The following is a 14,924-nucleotide window of genomic DNA, read 5'->3' on the forward strand; positions in this document are numbered from 1 at the left end:
TGACCAGAAGGCACTTCGCGCCCACCGGCCTTGGTCCTATAGTCAGCGCAATCCACCCAAGGATGGCTCGATGAACCCCTGCAAGGCCCTGCTGCCCGCCGTTGTCGCCGCACTGCTCGCCCCTGCCATCAGCCAAGCCGCGCCGACCGCGCAAGTGGCCACGCCGCTCACCACAGGCAGCGTACGACTGGATATCGCGACCGGCCGGGTGGAAGGCGATGTATGCCTGTCCAATTCCCCTGCCAACGCACAGGGCCACTTCGTACTCAACGCCGGTCTGAACGTCGCGCAGGTGATCGATGGCGAGGGCAAGCCCGTCGGGTTCGATGGCTGGTACGCCCCGGGCGTGGATGGCGAAGCGCGCGTCTACACCCTTGCCGAGCCCATCGCCAAGATCTGCGTGCAGTACGTCGGCGCGTTCCCGCTGTACCCGAAGCACGACGCCCTGGGCGACTTCAAAGGCATGATGGCCTTCAACGGCGACAGCGCCCGCTTCACCGAACAGTCCGCATGGCTGCCGCAAGCGTTCGACCCCAAGGCCCGCGTGCGCAGCAGCCAGAGCCGCTACGACCTGCAGGTAGACTGCGCCGGCTGCCGCTTCCTGTATCTCAACGGCAGCCCGGCCATCGAAGGCGCGCAGGGGCGATTCCGCAGCGACACCGCGCGGCCGATCCTGTTGTTCGGTGGCAGCGGCCCGACTACCCGCACCGCGCAGGTCACGATTCTCAATGAGACGCTGCCCACAGCCAAGGTCGATGCATTATCCAGCACGGTGCAGAAGGTAGCCGACGTGCACAGCCGCTACATGGGCGTGCCGCTGGTCGACCGCCCTACCTTCCTGCGCATGGTCACGCTCAACCAGATCGAGCGCGATCGCGAAGGCAGCGAATGGGGCTTTGCCACCTGGCCAACCATCGCCATGAGCGGCAGCATCGTCAACGTGGCCGATTCACTGCTGGCCGGTGGCGAGAGTGCCGAGCGACGTGTGCAGTACATCGCGCACGAAATGGGCCATTACTACTTCGGCACGCTCAACCGTCCGCAGGGGCCGTATTTCTGGGTGCTGCTGGAATCCAGCGCCGAGTTCCTGTCGATCAAGGCGCTGCGGGGAATCAGTGGTGATGCGGCGGCCGACCGCTATGTTGCGGGGTTGCAGGCGGCCGTCAACAAACTGAGTACGCCGCTGCCGGCGTTCGATGCGATCGACGGCAGCTCGGACCTGGGTGAGATGTATCGCTACGCCTATGCCCCCTTGCTGCTGCTCTCGCTGGAGAAGCAGGTGGGTGAGGCGAAGATGCAGGCCTTCATGCGCGGGCTGCTGGCCTCGACTTCGCCGAAGAACTGGCCAGAGCTTCAAGCCATCGCGCTGAAAGCCGGCATCGACACCAAGGCTTGGCAACACTGGCAAGAGAGCTGCGTCACCGGCGGCAGGCCAAGCTGCCGGTAGATCCACGCCACGCGTCGATGCTCTTCCTCACCTCCCCATCACTTCAACCGCTCCACCAACCGCTGCCCCACCTCAAGCGCCGAAGCCGGGTTCTGCCCCGTAATCAGCTCACGATCCACCACCACATGCCCCTTCCACGGCGTAGTGTTGCTGCTGAACTTCGCCCCCGCCCGCTGCAACGCGGTCTGCGGGTAGAACTTCATCTCACCGCCGCCCAACAGCGGCTTGGCCTGCTCTTCTTCCTGGTTGCTGATCACCGTCATCTGGTAGCCGCTGTAGATCCACTTCGGCGTGGCCGGCATCGCACCGGCTTCCAGCTTTGCCACGAAACCCGCAGCATCCGTCAGCGTGGACAGCAGCGCGATCGGCCCGTGGCAGACCAGCGCGGTGGTCTTGTTGCGCTGATGGAAGTCGGCCAGCAGCCGGCCCAGCGCCGGGTTCTTCAGCAGGTCCTGCATCGGCGCGTGGCCACCGGGAATGTAGACCGCATCGAACCGCGCATACCCCTGCTGCTCGATGCGCGCCAGGCTGCCCACCGGCGAGGCCGTCGGCGAGGTCAGTGCCAGTTTCTCCAGCAGGTCCTTGTGCAGTTTCAGCTGTGCGGCATCGCTGCCGAAGTACGCCGGCGTCACCGAGGATGCATCCACCGTCGGCGCCCGCCCCTGCGGCGTGGCGAAGGTCACCTCGTGGCCTGCGTCCAGCAGCAGCTTGACCGGCTGCATCAGCTCGTTGAGATAGAAGCCGGTGGACAGCACCTTGCCATCCTTCAGGTCAAGGTGGATTTCGTCGGACAGCACCACCAGCACGTTGGCGGCCTGCGCGCCGGTGGCGGCCAGGGTCAGGGCCAGCGCTGCGGCCAGCCGGGTCATCAGGTTCATGGGGTCGCTCCTATCGGGGAATGGCGGCCACTTTATTCATCGCTCCAGCGGCGATAAATTGGCCTCACCGCAAAACATCTGTTCCCCGGAGAGCTAAATGAGCCGCAAGTTCGACTACCTGGGCGATGTGGAGGTGTTCCTGGCGGTGGTCGAGCACGGCTCGTTCACGGCCGGCGCGGTGGCGCTGTCCACCACGCCCTCGGTGCTGAGCCGCGCGGTCACCCGGCTGGAAGCGCGGCTGGGCCGGCAGCTGCTGCAGCGGACCACCCGCCGCGTGGGCCTGACCGACGCCGGGCGGCTCTATCGGGAACAGGTGCGCACCGCCTTCGGCCTGCTGGACGACGCCGAGCGCGATGTACTGGCCCAGGAAGGTGCACTGGCCGGCCGCGTGCGCCTGAGCGTGCCAACCACCTATGGCCACTACCGGCTGCCGCCCGTGCTGGCGCGCTTTGCGCAGCAGTACCCGCAGGTGCAGGTGGAACTGAACATCACCAACCGCAACGTGGACCTGGTGGCCGAAGGCTTCGACCTGGCCATCCGCCTGGGCCAGCTGCCGGACAGCGGGCTGGTGGGGCGGAAGCTGGAAGACGCCCCACTGCTGCTGGTAGCCGCGCCGGACTACCTGCAGCGCCGCGGCACGCCGCAGACGCTGGACGACCTGCAGCAGCACCTGTGCCTGCCCTTCGTGATGCCGCGTACCGGGCGGCTGGCGCCGTGGATCTTCCGCGACGGCGGACGCGACGTGGATTGGCTGCCGCGTTCGTCCATCGAGACCTCCGACGATGTGCTGGGCGTGGTGTCGCTGGCCGAACAGGGCATCGGTATCTGCCAGAGCTATGAATTCATCGTGCGCGAGCGGATGCAGCGCGGGGAGCTGGTGGAGGTGCTGCCGCAGCTGCGGGGGCGGTCGAGGCCGTTCTCGGTGATCTATGCGCCGCATCGGCGTCAGTCGGCGGCGGCGCGAGCGATGATTGAGTTGCTAGTGGGGAATGCCGTTGGTTCTGGGGATGGTGCTGGATGAGGCTGGGATGCTGGCTGGCGGTGTCGTGTTTGAACCGATTTTCGGGGCGTGCGGCTGATTGGGCGCCATTGCCTGCTGAGGCGATCTAAGAACTGTTGCAAAGAAGGCCGTCGCGCTATTCGCTTGTGGCGCGGGCGCTTGCGTCATTCGGAATCGCAATCAACAGAGCAGCTGCGCGAATACGTCTGGCGGTGTCGCGTGCTGCACGAATGGTGCATGCAACAATAGTTCTTCGCTCTCGGATTCCGCGACTCCTTCGCGAATTTCTATTGGAATTCGAAGCGGCGGCGTAAACACCATGGCGCGCCACCGACAAAGGGTGGTCGGGTCTGCAAACCCGAAGAAAGCGATGTCTGTAGTTTGCGCTTGCCCGTCGGCACCGTCCTTAACCGGTGCCGGCGGGCAATCCGTCGGCCTGTATGGCGGGCGGTGCGTGGGGGCCCTCGGGCCCGCCGGTCTTATGACATCGCTTCTTCCGGTTTGCAGCCACGCATCGTCCGCCACCCTTCGCGGTGGCGCTGTTAAGCACAGCCACGGAAGCCGACGCCATGAACGAATCCGACACCTTCTCTTCGTACACCGTTGTTGAACCCATCAACGACGACACCCCCCTGCCCGACCTGAACTACCTCCTCGGCATCCTTAAGCGCATGCGCGGCTGCGAGGGTGCAGATGGGCATCCCTGGCCAGAAACCGATGTGTCACCCGGCCGCCGCGTGAGCCTGGCGAGGACCGAGCGCGCGATGGTGGGGGCGCTGACGGTGCTCGAGCTGCTACACGCGGCAGACCGCTGCCGGGTGGCAGCGGATCCAGAGCGGCATTTGGATGAGGGGGTTGTTGATGGGTTGTTTCTAGCTTGTCGGGGGTTGGTTGAGTGGGGTTGTCGGGAGATTAGGCCGGAGTAGGTGTGGCGCTCATCTGCCCCATGCCACGATTACCGACGATATGAGGTTCACTTCATTTGCAATAGCTGTAGGAGTAGGCAAGCGTCCTAGATGCCCCCGACTATGGCAGCTTAGGCCGAGTGATCGCACCATATGCCCGCCCCACTTTGGCTTGGGCACCCATCTTCCTATTCAGAAGGTTTAACCGTAAGATCGGCCTCGGGGGCAGGCATTTCCTCTCGCCTAGGCGAGGGCGGCACTAATAAGTAACAGCTTCGGCTGTTGGGCTCCGGCCTACTGATCCTTTGGGATGTTCAACGGTAACCAAGACTCCCTGCCCCCTCTTTTCTTTTTCTTGGAGAGGGTCGTGAGGGACAAGATCTGGTTCACCTACAAGGCTCGAATAAAAGCTCACGAACGATTGGAGCGAATGGATTTCCATTCGCAACTCCTTTTGGTCTGGTACGCAATTCTGAGCTCGATCCTAGCCATTCTGAGCATCAGATATCCAACTATACTTGGCGATAACACCGACATATTGGGCGCCATACTTTCAATTGGCCTGCTAGCAATCTCACTATCTGTAACGAACAGGGATTTCAGAGGCCGTGCCATGCTGATGCGAGGGAACTACTTGCATTTGCAGAAACTTTACAACGACATCCAGCCAACCGGTCCAACTCTCGCAGAGCAAGCTTTGTACGCCGGACTGCTCAGGGACAGCGAGAATCATACATCAATGGATGACATCTTGGCGCGGGTGTTATCCACTGGTCTGACAAGCAGAATTCCCACTAAAATTGAGTACGCAAGAGGCATCGCATCAATAATACTTAGGTACATATTGATAATCAGCCTCTATGCCACCCCTTTAATTGCAGCGTACTGCGCAATGGATACTTGCCAATGAAGGCCCCTGAGAGTTTCAGAGCCAGGTTCTCGAAGGATCACTTGATCGAGATATACGCGGAGCGCATATCAAAGTCTTCAGCCATCGGAATCGACCGAGTAAAGCCTTCGACCCTAGGAGAAAGACTCGGGGATGAAATTTCGTTAATTCATTCAAAGATCATCCAAGGTAAGTACAAATTTACGGCCTATAAAGAGAAGCTCATATCAAAAGGCTACAACTCAAAGCCGCGACAAATTTCAATTCCAACCGTCCGAGACCGTATAACATTGCGCGCACTTTGCGAATGCTTGGGCGACGTCTATCCCGAATCCAAGCTTAAATTGCCCCACATCGCAATCGAGACACTCAAGGGGAAACTATCATCCGGCGAATTCTCCGAGTTCGCGAAGATAGACCTTCAAGGATTTTATCCATCCATTCCGCACAAGCTAGTTCTTGGAAGCACTTGGAAGAGAATCAGGAGAATCGAAATTCGATCTCTAATCCGAAGTGCCATCACGACACCGACAGTGCCAGAATCAAAAACATCGAAGGGCCTAAAGCCTACCACAATAGGTGTGCCCCAAGGCCTCGCAGTTTCCAATCTACTGGCCGAGATATCAATGATTGAAGTAGATAAACACTTCAATTCGATTGAAGGAATCTGGTATTGCAGATACGTCGACGACATACTCATTCTGACGTCAAATGATCAGGCAGCACCGACCGCCAGTGAGATCATCACTAGGCTTAAGAAAATGGGCCTCAAGGCCCATGAGCCAGGAGGAGACTCAAAAACAAAGATAGATAAACTAAGCCAAGAGTTCAGCTTTTTAGGCTACCTCATCAGCAGCAATCGAATTCGAATTCGACGCGAGAGCATACTGAGATTTGAATCTTCAATTGCAAAAATTCTTACAGCCTACAAGCACAAGGCCTCAGCAGCCCGGAGCGATGCCGAGAGATCCAGAGCCCTCGCATACTGCAAGTGGAAAATAAACCTAAGAATCACGGGATGCACCTTCAACAACAAAAGACTCGGATGGGTTTGCTATTTTTCACAGATCACAGAAACATCACAGTTACGCGCCGTAAACTGGACAATCTCCAAGCTAATGAATCGCTTTGGGCTAAAGGATAAATTCAAACCCAAGTCCCTTATCAAGACATACTATGAGCTCAGCGGAAAGAGCCTGGAGGCTGGGAGCTACATCCCAAACTTCGACAATCTTAGCGCCGCACAGAAGCGCGAGCGCCTATCAATGTGGCTTGGAGAGCGCGTAGCCGCAATGTCAGACGAGAAAGTAGACCGACTCCTCACTTTAAAAATTACAAAGGCAGTGAGAGACTTGGAGTCCGACATCGTGCACACGTACTAGAATTCCTAAAATCTCATGTAATTGATAATTAATTATCAATTGCTCCTTCAGTCCCTAGACACTAAATCACGCGCGATGAAACCTTGAAACCGCAGAATCAAAGTCATCAAAATGCGCTCCATGCACAAGACAGGAAAAAACCTGACGAAGAATAGATCTTAGATGAATCGCATCACCCCAAATCGCCGGAGGGAATGGACAGTCCCCAAAGCGACTGGCCGGATGTATTGCAGATATCCTGCTCTCATAGAACTCACCAAGATACTTCTCAAAATCACCAGGTGCATCAAAGCCATAGGGTTCGTCAAAGACTCTGTGCAACCATCTAGCGGCGTCGTTCGCGGAGGGATTTGGGTTCCCTGCCTTGATTAGCTCCCTCTGGATCAGGGAGAACGAAGCATCCATCGCGATATAAATGGAGAGGACGGACTCCTCGCCAAACTCCTGATGGCACCCAAGCATGTCAGACTTCACCAGCGCCTGAATGCCGCGCATAAGAACGAGATTTCTCGGATCGATACTACGATATGAGCTTGGAAATCTGCTCATCGCTACGGATTCCGAGCTCAGCAGATCATATCTCGCACCACCAATGGATGCGGGAGTACCTGCAGTTCCGTTCGGATTCAATAGGAAATCCGAAGAATTCAAAATACGAGATCTGATCAACTGGACGACATTAACGTCCGCCAGATCGAGTTCGTCCGGCTCCAAAACCAAATGCCGACCAATTACTGGGTACAGCCGCACCCAGGCTTCGTCAATCACCTGACAGAATAGTAATGACCCCAATATTCGAACTTGCGCGGGAGATGCCCATGCAAATTCCGAAAATGGCAATTCATCGGCAACCGACCTCCATCCGCCGCACTTTACGACAGAAAACGCGATATCTTCATCCGCATGAAAGAAGCCGTCCTCACAGAAAAAAGTACCGAACGGATATGCCCCTCCTTCCGCACGGAAGATCATCAATCGAGCCTTTTTCTGAACGCCTCCTCGAGAATTTGCGATCGCCAATAATAATTCGTGGGGATGCTGCATCCTAAACCCCTTTCTCCTAGCTCGTGTTCGATCCGCAATCCCCGCCAGGACTTGCCCGAAGTTCTGGATCGCCCAAGTCCTTTCCACTTTAGAACATTTTCGAAATGTATCCACGAAACCATGTAAACAACAAGGGCGCCTCTCGGCGCCCTCGTTCTTTCAACTCATTCCCACTCAATAGTAGCCGGCGGCTTCCCCGAGATGTCATAAACAACCCGCGACACCCCCCGCAACTCATTGATGATCCGGTTGCTCACCGTCCCCAGGAACTCATACGGCAGATGCGCCCAATGCGCGGTCATGAAATCAATCGTCTCCACGGCCCGCAGCGCAATCACCCACTCATAAGCCCGCGCATCACCCACCACGCCCACCGACTTCACCGGCAGGAACACGGCAAACGCCTGGCTGGTCTTGTCGTACAGGTCCGCCTTGCGCAGCTCATCAATGAAGATGGCATCGGCCTTGGCCAGCAGCTCGGCGTATTCGCGCTTCACTTCGCCCAGGATACGCACGCCCAGGCCCGGGCCCGGGAACGGATGGCGGTAGACCATGGTGCGTGGCAGGCCCAGCTCGACGCCCAGGCGGCGCACTTCGTCCTTGAACAGCTCGCGCAGCGGTTCCACCAAGCCCAGCTTCATATGCTCCGGCAGGCCGCCCACGTTGTGGTGGCTCTTGATCACATGCGCCTTGCCGGTCTTGCTGCCAGCCGACTCGATCACGTCCGGGTAGATGGTGCCCTGCGCCAGCCACTTGGCGTTCTTCAGCTTGTTCGACTCTTCGTCGAAGATCTCAACGAACAGGTTGCCGATGATCTTGCGCTTGGCTTCCGGGTCGCTCACGCCTTCCAGCGCGGCGAAGTAGCGGTCCGCGGCATTCACGCGAACGACCTTGACGCCCATGTGCTCGGCGAACATCGCCATCACCTGGTCGCCTTCCTGCCAGCGCAGCAGGCCGGTATCCACGAACACGCAGGTCAGCTTTTCGCCAATGGCCTTGTGCAGCAGCGCAGCCACCACGGACGAATCGACGCCGCCGGACAGGCCCAGGATCACTTCGTCATCGCCCACCTGTTCGCGCACGCGGGCGATCTGGTCGTCGATGATGTTGGCGGCAGTCCACAGGGTCTGGCAGCCGCACACGTCCACCACGAAGCGGCGCAGCAGCGCCTGGCCCTGCAGGGTATGGGTCACTTCCGGGTGGAACTGCACGCCGTACCAGCGCTTTTCTTCGTTGGCCATGGCAGCCACCGGAATGCGGTCGGTGGTGGCGGTGATGGTGAAGCCCGGCGGTGCAACGGAGACGTGGTCGCCGTGGCTCATCCAGACATTCAGCTTCGGCTCGCCGCCGTGGTCGCTCAGGCCCTTGAACAGCGCATCCGGGTTGATCACGTTCACTTCGGCGTGGCCGAATTCGCGCTGATCCGCCGCTTCGGTGGCACCGCCCAGCTGCGCGGCCAGGGTCTGCATGCCGTAGCAGATGCCGAAGATCGGCAGGCCGCTGTCGAACACTTCCTGCGGCGCGGCGGGCGCGCCCGGCAGCGTGGTTGATTCCGGGCCACCGGACAGGATGATGCCCTTGGCGCCAAACGCGGCGATCTCGGCCGGGTTGTGGTCCCAGGCCCAGATTTCGCAGTAGACGCCCAGCTCGCGGATGCGGCGGGCGATCAGCTGCGTGTACTGCGCGCCGAAATCGAGGATGAGGATCTTGTCGTTATGGATGTTGGTCATGGTGCCGTTCCAGTGGTGTTTTTCGCAGCGCCCGGCGCTTCAAGGCTCTGCGTCAGCGTGGCGATGAACGCCTCGCGTTGTTGAATATGTGAGGTGTCTTCCTCGTCCCAGCGCAGCATCAGCAGGCCGTGCGATGCGTTGGGGTTGGCGCGGTCGGCGCGCGGCAGCTCGGCGATTTCCTGCACTTCGGTGCCGGGCACGATGCGCCGTTGCATGGCATGCATCGGGTAACCGGAATCCACGGCGTTGCCCCAGAAAGCCCACTGCACGCTCATTCGCTTGGGCTCCAGCGGGCCCAGCTCTGCAATGACCACAGGATCTTCAAGCCTGTCACCCAGCGTGGTAACGCACTGCAAGGTGACCTGCAGCGGGCGCTCGCCGGTGCCTTTCAGCAGCCAGCGTTGCTCGCCAGCGGCCTGCATCTGCCAGCCCTTTGGCAGCGAGAACGCGTTCTGGCATGCCTGCACGTCCTGCAATTGCGAAACCGCCGCGCCCGGAGACCCGGAGCGCGGCGGCGGTTCGGACAACGAACAGCCTGCCATCAGCAGGCTGCCCGTAATCGCAAGAGCAGTTCGCAAGCGCATCAGGCGCGGTAGTTCGGCGGCTCTTTGGTGATGGTCACGTCGTGGACGTGGCTCTCACGCTGGCCGGCGCCGCTGATCTTCACGAACTTGGGCTTGCTGCGCATGTCTTCGATGGTGGCGCAGCCCACGTAGCCCATGGTGGCGCGCAGGCCGCCCATCAGCTGGTGGATGATGCCGCCCACCGGGCCGCGGTACGGCACGCGGCCTTCGATGCCTTCCGGCACCAGCTTGTCGGCGGTGGCGGCGTCCTGGAAGTAGCGGTCCTTCGACCCCTTCTCCATCGCAGCCAGCGAACCCATGCCGCGGTAGCTCTTGTACGAACGGCCCTGGTACAGCTCGGTCTCGCCCGGCGATTCCTCGGTGCCGGCCAGCAGGCCACCGACCATGATGGTCGAGGCACCGGCGGCCAGCGCCTTGCCGATGTCGCCCGAGTAGCGGATGCCACCGTCGGCGATCAGCGGGATGCGGTCCTGCAGCGCTTCGGCCACCAGATCAATGGCGGTGACCTGCGGCACGCCGACGCCGGCGACGACGCGGGTGGTGCAGATCGAGCCCGGGCCGATGCCGACCTTGACCGCGTCCGCGCCGCTGTCCAGCAGCGCCAGTGCGGCTTCACCGGTGCAGATGTTGCCACCGATGACCTGCACGTTCGGGAAGTTCTTCTTGACCCAGCTGACGCGGTCCAGCACGCCCTGCGAATGGCCGTGCGCGGTATCGACCACGATCACGTCCACACCGGCGGCGACCAGCGCTTCCACGCGGCGATCGGTATCACCACCCACGCCGACGGCAGCGCCGACCAGCAGGCGGGTCGACAGATCCTTGGCAGCGTTCGGGAAGTCGGTGTTCTTCTGGATGTCCTTGACGGTGATCAGGCCACGCAGTTCGAACGAATCATTGACCACCAGCACCTTTTCGATGCGGTTGCGGTGCAGCAGGTGCAGCACTTCATCGCTGGCCGCGCCTTCCTTGACCGTGATCAGGCGATCCTTCTTGGTCATGATGTGGCGGACCGGATCGTCCAGCTCGGTCTCGAAGCGCATGTCGCGGTGGGTCACGATGCCGGCCAGCTGGCCGTCGCTGCCCACCACCGGCACGCCGGAGATGTTGTGCGCCTGGGTCAGGGCCAGCACGTCGCGGATGGTGGTTTCCGGGCCGACGGTGATCGGGTCGCGGATGACACCGGCCTCGAACTTCTTGACCTTGGCCACTTCCGCGGCCTGCTGTTCCAGGCTGAGATTCTTGTGGATGATGCCCATGCCGCCGAGCTGGGCCATGGCGATGGCCAGGCGGGCTTCGGTGACGGTATCCATGGCTGCGGACAGGATCGGAAGCTTCAGCTTCAGGTCGCGAGTCAACCGCGTTTCGAGGTTGACGTCCTTGGGCAGGATGGTCGAATGGGCGGGGACGAGCGAGACGTCGTCGTAAGTGAGTGCTTCAGCCTGGATGCGCAGCATCGGCATACCCGAGATGTGGGGAAGCGCGACATTTTACCCTGTTTTCGCGCCGTGCGGCAGGGGGTAGATGCGACGCAGTGTCGCGCGGGCGGTGATTGGTTCAGGCGGGCTTGGGTGGGTGCCAACCTTGGTTGGCACAATCCATCCGGCACCTGGAGCCCAGATGGGGCCAGGGCTTCTCCCTGTTTGTGCCAACCAAGGTTGGCACCCACCAAGAGCGGGTAATGCTCGGCATCCAAGCCACACTGGATTGCTTTGGGTGGGTGCCAACCTTGGCTGGCACAATCCATCCGGCACCTGGACCCCAGATAGAGCCAAGGCCTCTGCCTGCCTGTGCCAACCAAGGTTGGCACCCACCAGGAGCGGATCATGCGGGGCATCCAAACCACCCGGCAATTACCTTGGGTGGGTGCCGACCTTGGTTGGCACGACCCGTCCGGCACCGGCACCCAAGATGGGCCGATGGCCCTCATGGATGTGTGTCAACCAAGGTTGGCACCTACCAGGAGCGGATCATGCGGGGCATCCAAGCCACCTTGGATTGCCGTGGTAGGTGCCAACCTTGGTTGGCACGACCTGTCCGGCACCGGCACCCCAGATGGGCCGATGGCCCCGACGGATGTGTGCCAACCAAGGTTGGCACCCACCAACGGCAGATATCCCAAACCGCAGGTCAGCTCAGCGCTTCTGCTGCTTCCAGCGTGTTCTGCATCAGCGTGGCCACGGTCATCGGGCCCACACCACCCGGCACCGGGGTGATCCAGCTCGCCCGCTGGGCGGCGGCCTCAAACCCAACATCGCCCACCAACCGGCCGTCATCCAACCGGTTGATGCCCACGTCGATCACCACCGCGCCCGGCTTCACCCACTCGCCCGGCACGATCCCTGGGCGGCCCACCGCCACCACCAGGATGTCGGCGTTGCGCACGGCCTGTTCCAGCACGTCCTTGGGGGTGAACTTATGGCAGCTGGTCACCGTGCAACCGGCAATCAGCAGCTCCAGGCCCATCGGGCGGCCGACGTGGTTGCTCACGCCCACGATGGTGGCGTTGCGGCCACGCACCGGCTGGTCGGTGTGGCCCAGCAGCGTGGTGATGCCGCGCGGGGTGCACGGGCGCAGGCCGAACTCACGCAGGGCCAGGTGGCCGACGTTTTCCGGGTGGAAGCCGTCCACGTCCTTGCGCGGGTCGATTCGCTGGATCAGCCGGCGCGCGTCGGGGATGCCCGGCAGCGGCAGCTGGATCAGGATCCCGTTGATCTTCGGATCGGCGTTGAGCTGGTCGATCAGGTCGAGCAGCTCGGCCTCGCTGGTGCCGGCCGGCAGATCGTAGTCATGTGCTTCGATGCCGACCTTCTCGGCGGCACGGCGCTTGTTGCGCACGTACACGGTCGAAGCCGGGTCGCCACCGACCAGCACCACGGCCAGGCCCGGACGGCTGCCACCGGCGGCCACGCGGGCGTCGACGCGCACCTTCAGGCTGTCGAGCAGGTCCTCGGCGATGCGGCGGCCATCGAGGATGCGGGCAGGAAGCTGGGGGGCGGAATCGGTCATCGGGGGGCAGGCGTGGGGCGGCGGGGACGCTATTGTCCCCGATTCACGCGCCCTCGCCCACCGCAGGATCGGATCCCGATGAGGTCGGATCCCTTTGCCACAGGCAAAGGGCTCTGACCCCAACATGGCAAAACGGGTCAGAGCCCTTTCCGTTGGAAAGGGATCCGACCCGCAAACCTCATTCTTCCTCTTCCGGCACATCCTGCGGATTGAGCGTCTTGCTCTCGCGCTTCGGCGCAGTGAACGGGGTCGGCGTCGGCACGCCCTGCGCGCTGTTGCCGTAGATCATCCGCGCGCCGGCATTCAGACCGCCACCGGCAATTTCCAGCTCGAAACGCTCGGCATCGCGGCGACGGATCTCGGCGGCGATCTCCACCGCATCATCCTCATCCGCGCCCAGCTCCACCAGCGCGGCCTGGCCGAACAGCACCGCCGATTCAAACGTCTCGCGGATCTGGAAATCGACACCGGCATGGATCAGCCGCAGCGAATGTTCGCGATCGAACGAGCGCACCATCAACTTGGCCTGCGGGAATTCGTGCACCACCAGTTCAACGATGCGGTCGGCCGCCTCGGCCTTGTCCACGCACACCGCAATTGCACGTGCGGTGGCCGCGCCGGAGGCATGCAGTACGTCCAGACGGGTGCCGTCGCCGTAATAGATCTTGAAACCGAATCGCGCCGCGCTCTGGATCATCTCCACATCGTTGTCGATGATGGTCACGTCCACGTCGCGCGCCAGCAGCGACTGGCTGGCGACTTGACCGAAGCGGCCGAAGCCGATCAGCAGCACGCTGCCGGACAGGCCGTCGGCCTCGTCCACGCCGTCCATGTTCACCGTCGGCTTCGGTGCGATGCGCTTGTAGACCAGCACCACCAGCGGCGTGAGCGCCATCGACAGCACCACCACGGCGGTGAAGTTGGCATTGATCTCCAGATTGATCACGCCGGCCGATGCGGCGGCGGAGAACAACACGAAGGCGAATTCGCCGCCCTGCGCCATCAGCACGCCACGGTCCAGCGCCTGTGCGTGGTCGCTGCCCATGATGCGCGCGACCACGTAGATGCACAGCGCCTTGGCCGCCATCAACGCCAGCACCAGGCCGAGGATCAGCTGCCAGTGCGCAGCCACCACGCTCAGGTCCAGTGCCATGCCCACGCTGAGGAAGAACAGGCCGAGCAGGATGCCGCGGAACGGTTCGATGTCCGCTTCAATCTGGTGGCGGAAGGTCGACTCGCTCAACAGCACGCCGGCCAGGAACGCGCCCATCGCCATCGACAGGCCGGACAGCTGCATCAGCAACGCTGCGCCCAGCACCACCAGCAGCGCGGCGGCGGTCATCACCTCGCGCGCCTTCGATTCGGCCAGCACGCGGAACAGCGGGTTAAGCAGGAAGCGGCCGACCAGCACCAGGCCGACAATGGCGCCCACGCCGATCGCCACCGACATCCAGCGCGAGCCTTCGCCATCCACACTGCCAGCGGTCGGACCCATCCAAGCCACCAGCGCCAGCAACGGTACGATCAGCAGGTCTTCGAACAGCAGGATCGAGACGATCTTCTGCCCCGACGGCAACGCGATGTCACCACGCTCGGCCAGCAGCTGCATCACCACCGCCGTGGAGGTCAGCACGAAGCCGGTGGCGCCGATGAAGGCGACCTGCCACGGCAGGCCAAAGAGCTTGGCGATGCTGGTCAGCACCAGCGCACAGGTGGCGATCTGCAGCGTGCCCAGCCCGAAGATTTCCTTGCGCAGGCTCCACAGGTGTGAGGGCCGCATCTCCAGGCCGATCACGAACAGGAACATCACCACGCCGAGTTCAGCGGTATGCAGGATCGCCTGCGGGTCGGAGAACCAGCCCAGCCCGAACGGTCCGATCGCCAGGCCAGCGGCGAAGTAGCCCAGTACCGAGCCCAGACCGGCCCGGCGGAACAAAGGCACCATCACCACCGCCGCGCCCAACAGGGCGACGACCTTGACCAGCTCGCTGGTCGCTGCTTCTACCGCCATGCGGTGTTTTCCCCAAGATCCAGAATCGGGTTCAACAATAGAGCA

12 protein-coding genes are annotated in these 14,924 nt (G+C 61.6%); 5 read left to right on the plus strand and 7 right to left on the minus strand.

Annotated elements, in window-relative coordinates; all coding sequences use genetic code 11:
- The first annotated feature begins 70 nt into the window (after positions 1-70).
- The gene (locus ABH900_RS03430; RefSeq protein WP_429621285.1) at positions 71-1,447 is read left to right on the plus strand and encodes a hypothetical protein; all 1,377 of its coding nucleotides are present in this window, start codon (positions 71-73) and stop codon (positions 1,445-1,447) included.
- A 38-nt stretch (positions 1,448-1,485) separates the two neighbouring features.
- On the opposite strand, the gene ABH900_RS03435 is transcribed toward ABH900_RS03430, so the two are convergent.
- Positions 1,486-2,325, minus strand: coding sequence for a type 1 glutamine amidotransferase domain-containing protein (locus ABH900_RS03435; RefSeq protein ID WP_429621287.1), 840 nt, complete (start codon positions 2,323-2,325; stop codon positions 1,486-1,488).
- A 97-nt stretch (positions 2,326-2,422) separates the two neighbouring features.
- Here ABH900_RS03435 and ABH900_RS03440 point away from each other — a divergent pair, with 97 nt between their 5' ends.
- From ABH900_RS03440 to ABH900_RS03455, 4 genes are all read left to right on the plus strand, one after another.
- Positions 2,423-3,346, plus strand: a complete 924-nt coding sequence (locus ABH900_RS03440) for a LysR family transcriptional regulator (protein ID WP_429621289.1) — start codon at positions 2,423-2,425, stop codon at positions 3,344-3,346.
- A 548-nt stretch (positions 3,347-3,894) separates the two neighbouring features.
- Positions 3,895-4,251 (plus strand): hypothetical protein, encoded by a 357-nt coding sequence (locus tag ABH900_RS03445; protein ID WP_429621291.1) that lies wholly within the window; start codon positions 3,895-3,897, stop codon positions 4,249-4,251.
- 289 nt (positions 4,252-4,540) lie between these two features.
- Entirely contained in the window at positions 4,541-5,140 is a 600-nt protein-coding gene (locus ABH900_RS03450; protein ID WP_429621293.1) for an SLATT domain-containing protein, read from the plus strand.
- The gene (locus ABH900_RS03455; RefSeq protein WP_429621295.1) at positions 5,137-6,501 is read left to right on the plus strand and encodes a reverse transcriptase domain-containing protein; all 1,365 of its coding nucleotides are present in this window, start codon (positions 5,137-5,139) and stop codon (positions 6,499-6,501) included. Before ABH900_RS03450 ends, ABH900_RS03455 begins: the two co-directional genes overlap by 4 nt.
- A gap of 66 nt (positions 6,502-6,567) precedes the next feature.
- Here ABH900_RS03455 and ABH900_RS03460 read toward each other — a convergent pair whose 3' ends face one another.
- From ABH900_RS03460 to ABH900_RS03485, 6 genes are all read right to left on the minus strand, one after another.
- Positions 6,568-7,545 (minus strand): hypothetical protein, encoded by a 978-nt coding sequence (locus ABH900_RS03460; protein WP_429621297.1) that lies wholly within the window; start codon positions 7,543-7,545, stop codon positions 6,568-6,570.
- 164 nt (positions 7,546-7,709) lie between these two features.
- The gene (gene guaA / locus ABH900_RS03465; protein ID WP_005413109.1) at positions 7,710-9,275 is read right to left on the minus strand and encodes a glutamine-hydrolyzing GMP synthase; all 1,566 of its coding nucleotides are present in this window, start codon (positions 9,273-9,275) and stop codon (positions 7,710-7,712) included.
- Positions 9,272-9,751, minus strand: a complete 480-nt coding sequence (locus tag ABH900_RS03470) for a hypothetical protein (RefSeq protein WP_429621429.1) — start codon at positions 9,749-9,751, stop codon at positions 9,272-9,274. Before ABH900_RS03470 ends, guaA begins: the two co-directional genes overlap by 4 nt.
- 107 nt (positions 9,752-9,858) lie before the next feature.
- Positions 9,859-11,316, minus strand: a complete 1,458-nt coding sequence (guaB, locus tag ABH900_RS03475; RefSeq protein ID WP_406752810.1) for an IMP dehydrogenase — start codon at positions 11,314-11,316, stop codon at positions 9,859-9,861.
- Between the two features lie 673 nt (positions 11,317-11,989).
- Positions 11,990-12,868, minus strand: coding sequence for a bifunctional methylenetetrahydrofolate dehydrogenase/methenyltetrahydrofolate cyclohydrolase FolD (folD, locus tag ABH900_RS03480; RefSeq protein WP_313439717.1), 879 nt, complete (start codon positions 12,866-12,868; stop codon positions 11,990-11,992).
- Positions 12,869-13,046: 178 nt separating this feature from the next.
- Positions 13,047-14,879: a monovalent cation:proton antiporter-2 (CPA2) family protein gene (locus ABH900_RS03485; RefSeq protein WP_429621300.1), complete on the minus strand. Its 1,833-nt coding sequence runs from the start codon at positions 14,877-14,879 to the stop codon at positions 13,047-13,049.
- Positions 14,880-14,924 lie beyond the last annotated feature (45 nt).

Origin of the sequence: Stenotrophomonas sp. AN71 (genome assembly GCF_050435725.1) — a bacterium.
Taxonomy (GTDB): domain Bacteria; phylum Pseudomonadota; class Gammaproteobacteria; order Xanthomonadales; family Xanthomonadaceae; genus Stenotrophomonas.